Below are 6,590 nucleotides of genomic sequence, written 5' to 3'. Positions count from 1 at the left end.
CCCCACACCCCACACCCTACACCCCACATCACTCATCCAAGTTTTCTTGTTTTAACTTGAGTAATTCCGCTTCAATTTGTTTTTGTCCCTCCAAATCTTGGAATTGTCGCTCTAAGGGGTCTTTATACCCGATTAAATCGGCTTGGGATTCGGCTTCTAGGACTTTTGCTTCTAATTTCTCGAAAATAGTACCCATCTGACTGCTGTTCAAACTGCCCATAATTTCTTGGGCTTTTTGACTGGCACTCGCTGATCGCAATCTGGCCAGATAAAGGCTTTTCTGTGCTTTCATCTCAGCATATTTGCGTTCAATTGTCAAGAGTTCTTTCTTTAACTTTTGTATAATAGCCGTCTGTTGTTGCAGGGAGGTTTGTAGGGGGGCGATCTGACTTTGATAGGTTTGCCATTGGCTGAGAGCTTGACGGGCGAGTTCTTCGTTACCGTGATGTAGGGCTAATTGGGCGCGTTCGTGCCAAGTTTGGGCGGCTTTTTCCTGTTGTTGTCGTTGGCGCTCGGTACGTTTCTGGGTAGCGACGGCTGCCGCCAGGGCTTGTCGCATTTGGATCAATTCCCCTTCCATCGCCAAGATCGCTTTTTCCAGCAGTTTTTCCGGATCTTGATTTTCCTGAATCAGACTATTGACTTGGGCGCGAATTGCTTGGCCCATGCGCTCAAACAAACCCATTACCGTCCTCCCGATACCAACCCTAATAGTTTACCGAAGTGCCGCTCCTATCAATAATGATAGAACTAGGGACGGGGGACTGGGAGGGATCGGCTGTTTCTGGGGGTGCCGGACTACTGGGAGAGGGAGAAGGGGATGCTTGTAATTCTGACGGTAACTGTTTCATTAACTCCGTGGCATCCTGTGGGTTTTGATTAGCCAGACGACGGGCTTTTTCCCGTTGAAAAAAGGGTAAATTAGCGGGTGATTCTTCCCTTTGGCGCAATTCCTCTAACATTCGTTCGTTAATGACCGCCGGAGAGGGGGCGGGGGTGACTTGGGGCGGTGGTGGCGGTGGTGGGGAAACGAGGGAAGATACGGGCGGGGTATTGGGGTCCGGGGGGGCGACGGGTAAAGATTGCTGGATCTTACTGACGGGTAATGGATGGGCGGGTATGAGGGACGGTGGCGGATTCGGGGGTAAGAGGGCGTTAGTCAGATTGATGGCGGTGGGGGGACTCTGAACCACTGGTGGAGCGGGAATGTTAGCGATCGGGCTAGTTTTAACGGGAGGAGCGGGAATATTAACGATCGGACTGGTTTGAGGAGTTTTCTCTACTGGACGAGCGATCGCTATCAATCGATCGAGGTGGCGGGAGTTATTTTTGTGCTGACCCAGCAGCGAAGTCTCAGCTTTCCTCGGGGTGGTGTTGGTTAACCATTGATTGAGACTGAGGAGACTATTAGCAATTAAAAAGATCACCATTGCCCGGATGCCCCAAGGGGTAAAAAAGACATCTTTAGCTGGGGGATAGACGTTAATGACAGTAGCTTCTAGGTATTCTGGTTCCTGAGCGGGATCAATGGATGAACTGGGTTGATGGACGATCGAGAGGGGCAAATCTTGGGAGGATGGGGGTCGATCGGATTTCATGACGGTATTATAGGGTTATGCTGAAAAGTTAAGTAGGTAGGCGTTAAAAATTATCAGAAACCCCCCTTATCAAGGGGGGACTAAGGGGGGATCGGCACCCCCCTTATCAAGGGGGGACTAAGGGGGGATCGGCACCCCCCTTATCAAGGGGGGACTAAGGGGGGATCGAACCTAAAATCCATTTTTAATTTAATTATAACCAGCTACTTAGGGTTTTTTTCGTCCTAGTCTAACGTGGTACTCTCTAGATTTTCCAGATGTCTTTACATTCTCTTGACAAAATTTTAGCGGTTATTACTCAACAGGCGGGTTGGGAAGAATATCGCCACTATGAGCAAGTGCTGCAATTATGGCCAAAAATTATTAATCCCCGTCTGTTGGAGCAAACTCGGCCTTTTTCCCTCAATCGCAGGGTTTTATCGGTGGCTACCAGTAGCGCCGCTTTAGCACAGGAATTGTCTTTACAACGCTATAGCTTATTAAAACGGCTTAATAGTCAGTTAGAGACTCCCTTGGGCGATATCCGCTTTTCTGCTGCCCGTTGGCAGCAAGATAGTCAGTTAATTCCTCCAGAAGCGATCGCACCTAAATCCCTGAGAGATCATCCTAGTTATGTCACCCCGGAAAAACCGCCAGAAAATCCCCGGCAACCGGACAGTTTAGAGAGTTGGAGCCAGAAAATAGTTCATAGAACCCGATCCTGGCCAATTTGTCCTCGTTGTCAGTCTCCCAGTCCCTCCGGAGAGCTTGAGCGTTGGCAATGTTGTGCTTTTTGTTTTGCCCAGTCGGGCGGGGTAAAAGATTCAATTTCTTAATAGTCTTGTGGAAAGAGTGGTTTTGAGTCGGGAATCAATTGGCCGATCTTTTCTGTCTTAATTGAACCTGTATTCATCAATTCTATTCGGCTAAGGCTTGATCCCCGCTTTGTTATCGCCGATACCAGAGCCGATAACCTCGGCCACAACTGAGTTTAACTCCTCTGTTTTGAGACAGTGCTGCTTTTTGCAAAGTAACTATTAAAAGATTCTAAAAACAAAATTTTTTTTGGGGATCACTAAAAACTATATGGCGTATCAGTCCTAGCTATGCTAGTCAGGAAAATACCCTTGGCACAGGGTAGGACAATATTACACAGAGCCAAAAGAGAGTCATCCCTTGAGTTCCTTATAATCATCTTCCTTTTAAAGCCAACCCATGCAAGCCGCAAACTTTCTTACTTCTTCCTGTCGATACTGCCGATACTATCAAACCCAAGGTCGGCGCGGTGGCACTTGTCAACAACTAGATGTTCCCGTCGAAGCTCATTGGAAAGCCTGCGCTCTAGCGATGCCTCCTTTTGGCACTGAATGGCAAGAACTCAATCGGGTGGTTAGTTTAGAACAGTCTCTAGAATTAACCTGTGCAGTGTCGCCCACTCCCGTAGTGGTTTCCCCTAGTCGTCATGCTCCCCGACAACCGATGGCGGTTTAGAATATCTAGGGCCTAAACAGGAGCAAAAAATTGGCGTTGCCCATTAAAAATATGAATTCACCCTCCCACATCTTTCAGGGCGCTATTTTTGAGATAATAGATGAGTTGATTGCTAAGATAAAGCTGGGAAAAGCAGAATTGCTGTAGAAAGTATTCAGGAGTTGAGAGTTGGGGTTTTAGGGTTTTGGGGTATTAGTTGAAATTCCCCGATCTCCCCACACCCCACACCCCACACCCCACTTCCCGATAATTAATGTCGCCAGAATGCCCCTGATGACTTCTCATCGTCCCTTAAAAATTGGTATAGTTGGCACAGGGTTCGCCGCTCAACGTCGCGCTGAAAGCTTGCAAGCCGACGATCGCGCCCAGCTTCTGTATTTTAGCGGTAATAGTCCCGAATCGATCGTTAATTTCTCGCAAAAATACCAAATTTCTGCCCTAGATTCGGCAATAAGCCTGGCCAGTCATCCTGATCTCGATCTGATTGTCATTGCCAACGTTAATCAGGCCCATGCCTCGATCGCCCGTACTGCCTTAAAATCTGGTAAGCACGTTATCGTCGAGTATCCTCTGGCTTTTCACCCGGCAGCGGCAGCAGAATTAATCACCCTAGCCGAAACCGAGAACAAATTACTGCACGTCGAACATATTGAACTTTTGGGGGGACTGCATCAAACCCAACAGCAGTATTTAGACAGCCTCGGCAATATCCACCTAGCCCGTTATACCACAATCGCCCCCGGCAGACCAGCACCCCGGCGCTGGACATTTCATCGGGATTTATTCGGGTTTCCTTTGATCGCTGCCCTTTCTCGTATCCATCGCTTTACTAATTTATTTGGGGAAGTGGAGTCCGTATCCTGTCATTGTCGTTATTGGAATGCCCCGGAATCCGATTATTTTCTGGCCTGTTTGTGTGAGGCGCAGTTATTATTTAAAAATGGCTTAATTGCCGAAGTTACCTACGGCAAAGGCGAAGTTTTTTGGCAAAATGAGCGAACTTTCACTATTCATGGTGAGGGGGGCAGCTTAATTTTTGAAGGGGAAAAAGGGCAGTTAATTAATAGTGAAGGTAGCCAAGTTTTAGAAGTGGAAACCCGTCGTGGTCTTTTTGCTAAAGATACCGCCATGGTGCTAGATTATCTGTTCGATCGGGTTCCTCTTTATGTTACTCCCCAAGCCAGTCTTTATGCCCTAGAAGTGGCCTACGCTGCCTATCAATCTTCTTTGTCGGGAAAAACAGTTTTTCTCGCGGACAATTAAACCGACTTAGACTTTTTGAATTAACTTTCTGCCTAGTAAACCCTGGGGACGAACTAACAACATAATAAAGAGAATAGCAAAAGCGATCGCCTCTCGATAACCGGAATATTCTGCGGGAACAAAAGCTTCGGCAATACCCAATAATAAACCACCGATTACTGCTCCGGGGATACTTCCCAATCCCCCTAAAACAATCACTCCTAAACCTTTTAATCCGAAAGCAATACCGAAATATGGACCGGCAATACTAACACTAGAACCGACTAAAGTTCCTGCTAAACCTGCCAAGGCACCACTAATAAAAAAAGTAATCACGATAAATTTTTCGGGATTGATCCCCAACAAACTGGCCGTGGTGACATCTTCAGCTACTGCTTGTAAAGCTTTGCCCATTTTGGTAAAATTAACCCAATAAGTTAGTAAAGCCACCATAACTGCTGAAACCAGAAAAATAATAATCTGAATTGTGCGAATTGCCACGGGGCGATCGGCTGTACCAAAATTAATTGCGGGGGGAAGATTGCCATAAATATCATCGGGAAAAGTATAAATTTCTGCTCCGAATAAGTATTGAATAACATTGACAATTACCACGGCTGCCCCTAGGCTAGAAACCAGAGTTAAGAGAGAATCGGAACCCCTTACCCGGAGGGGTTTGAAGGCTAATCTTTCCAGAAGAACCGAGGTGACCCCTGAAAGGATACAGCCTAGTAAGAGGGCTAAAAAAAAGGGTAAGGAAAAGGGCAATTTGGCATTAGCTAATAAACCATTAAAACCGAAAACTCCCCCCGTTAGAGCATAGGTAAAATAGGCGCCGAGGGTAAAAATTGCACCATGGGCAAAATTGATAATCCCTAAAATGGAAAAAATCAAAGTGTAACCAAGGGCAAAAATAGCATAGACACTACCGATCGATAAACCGTTTAAAACCTGTTGAAAAATTGTTACTAGATCCATTGTCAGGGTTAGCTAGGGTAACTTTTGATTATAACTGACGGTCGCCACCACATCCGGTAAAGGACGCTGCAGTTTATATAACCAGAATAAACCGAAAAGACCGACAGCGATCGCTCCTAAACTAATTATTTGCGCCATTTTCAAAAGCCCAAACATTAAACTATCGGTGCGTAGTCCTTCGATCCAGAATCTACCAAGACTGTAGGCGATAAAATAGACTAGGGTAAGGGTGCCAATTTTTAATTTACTAGGGTGTTTTAAACCCCAGAAAAATAGATAGATGAGTAGGGCAAAAACTCCCAGATTCCAGATAGATTCGTAGAGAAAGGTGGGGTGAAAATAATCGACGGTGATATATTTTAAAGGACGACTAGCGGGAGGAATAAACAACCTCCAAGGTAAATTAGTCGGACTGCCAAAAGCTTCCGAATTAAAAAAGTTACCCCAACGTCCAATCGCTTGACCGAGAATGACGGAAGGGGCCACCAGATCGAGTAATTGCCAAAGAGAAACCCGATTAATGCGAGCAAAGATTAGGGCTGCCAGCAAACCCCCGATAATTGCCCCGTGAATAGCGATACCTCCCTTCCAAATGGCGATAATATCGGCAGGATTTTGCGCGTATTCTTGCCACTGAAAGAGAACATAGTACAAACGGGCTGCAGGTATGGCCCCCACTACTAACCAAATGGCCAAATCAGCGATTAAATCGGGATCGATCGCTCTTTTTTGAGCTAGGTACTGGGAGAGGGTGACACCCAATAATACCGCCATAGCGATGAGAAATCCATACCAGCGCACCGAAATCGGTCCAATCTCCCAGAGAATCGGGCCGGGAGACTGAAAGACAAAACCTAAGAGCATAAAATTATTAAGAATAAAAAATTTTATCTTTCCTATAGTATCTTATGCTATGATGGAATAAGGTGACATATTTGCGGATGTGGCGGAATTGGTAGACGCGCTAGATTTAGGTTCTAGTATCTTTTCGATGTGTGGGTTCGAGTCCCTCCATCCGCATTAACCTTTGGGTCGATGAGGTGTAACCTGATTTGGTATTGACGACCAACGACCCAAAAAGGAAAAGTTGTTAGTTCCCATTTTTGAGACTCCAGTTCAGATTTATTTTTTCAACTGACTTCTTACCCAATTCCGAAAGGGACTTGCGTGGGAATAATATCCCAGCCAGAAAATCGCTCTGTAGAAGAATCAGACCAGCCAGATGGCATATTATCAAAGCGCAAGTCCCTTAGCTGCGGGGGCTCTCGAAGGCTCTCGCCCTCCGATCGATCAGCAAACCTG

7 protein-coding genes and 1 tRNA gene are annotated in these 6,590 nt (G+C 46.1%); 4 read left to right on the top strand and 4 right to left on the bottom strand.

Annotation, left to right across the window (positions count from 1 at the left end; genetic code table 11):
* Positions 1 to 28: 28 nt before the first annotated feature.
* Together PN470_RS03650 and PN470_RS03645 are read right to left on the bottom strand one after the other, a co-directional pair.
* On the bottom strand, positions 29 to 685 hold the full coding sequence (locus tag PN470_RS03650; RefSeq protein WP_002734761.1) for a PspA/IM30 family protein: 657 nt from the start codon (positions 683 to 685) through the stop codon (positions 29 to 31).
* 22 nt (positions 686 to 707) lie between these two features.
* Complete coding sequence (locus PN470_RS03645; protein ID WP_272103691.1) at positions 708 to 1,598, bottom strand: hypothetical protein; 891 nt, start codon at positions 1,596 to 1,598, stop codon at positions 708 to 710.
* Positions 1,599 to 1,855: 257 nt separating this feature from the next.
* On the opposite strand from PN470_RS03645, the gene PN470_RS03640 reads away from it, so the two are divergent.
* From PN470_RS03640 to PN470_RS03630, 3 genes are all read left to right on the top strand, one after another.
* Complete coding sequence (locus PN470_RS03640) at positions 1,856 to 2,413, top strand: DUF721 domain-containing protein (protein ID WP_271937868.1); 558 nt, start codon at positions 1,856 to 1,858, stop codon at positions 2,411 to 2,413.
* Between the two features lie 379 nt (positions 2,414 to 2,792).
* Positions 2,793 to 3,068 carry a hypothetical protein gene (locus tag PN470_RS03635; RefSeq protein ID WP_002733655.1) on the top strand — a complete coding sequence of 92 codons (276 nt, stop codon included), beginning with the start codon at positions 2,793 to 2,795 and terminating at the stop codon, positions 3,066 to 3,068.
* 264 nt (positions 3,069 to 3,332) lie between these two features.
* The gene (locus PN470_RS03630; protein WP_103112231.1) at positions 3,333 to 4,331 is read left to right on the top strand and encodes a Gfo/Idh/MocA family protein; all 999 of its coding nucleotides are present in this window, start codon (positions 3,333 to 3,335) and stop codon (positions 4,329 to 4,331) included.
* Between the two features lie 6 nt (positions 4,332 to 4,337).
* Here the strand turns inward: PN470_RS03630 and PN470_RS03625 are convergent, their stop codons facing one another.
* Entirely contained in the window at positions 4,338 to 5,288 is a 951-nt protein-coding gene (locus PN470_RS03625) for a branched-chain amino acid ABC transporter permease (protein ID WP_272103689.1), read from the bottom strand.
* Between the two features lie 12 nt (positions 5,289 to 5,300).
* On the bottom strand, positions 5,301 to 6,152 hold the full coding sequence (gene lgt / locus PN470_RS03620; RefSeq protein WP_016516117.1) for a prolipoprotein diacylglyceryl transferase: 852 nt from the start codon (positions 6,150 to 6,152) through the stop codon (positions 5,301 to 5,303).
* A gap of 73 nt (positions 6,153 to 6,225) precedes the next feature.
* Between lgt and PN470_RS03615 the strand changes: the two genes are divergently transcribed.
* Positions 6,226 to 6,308 (top strand) — tRNA-Leu (locus tag PN470_RS03615).
* Positions 6,309 to 6,590 lie beyond the last annotated feature (282 nt).

Origin of the sequence: Microcystis sp. CS-574 (genome assembly GCF_028329095.1) — a bacterium.
Taxonomy (GTDB): domain Bacteria; phylum Cyanobacteriota; class Cyanobacteriia; order Cyanobacteriales; family Microcystaceae; genus Microcystis; species Microcystis ichthyoblabe_A.
This window is presented reverse-complemented; position numbering and strand designations above follow the sequence as displayed.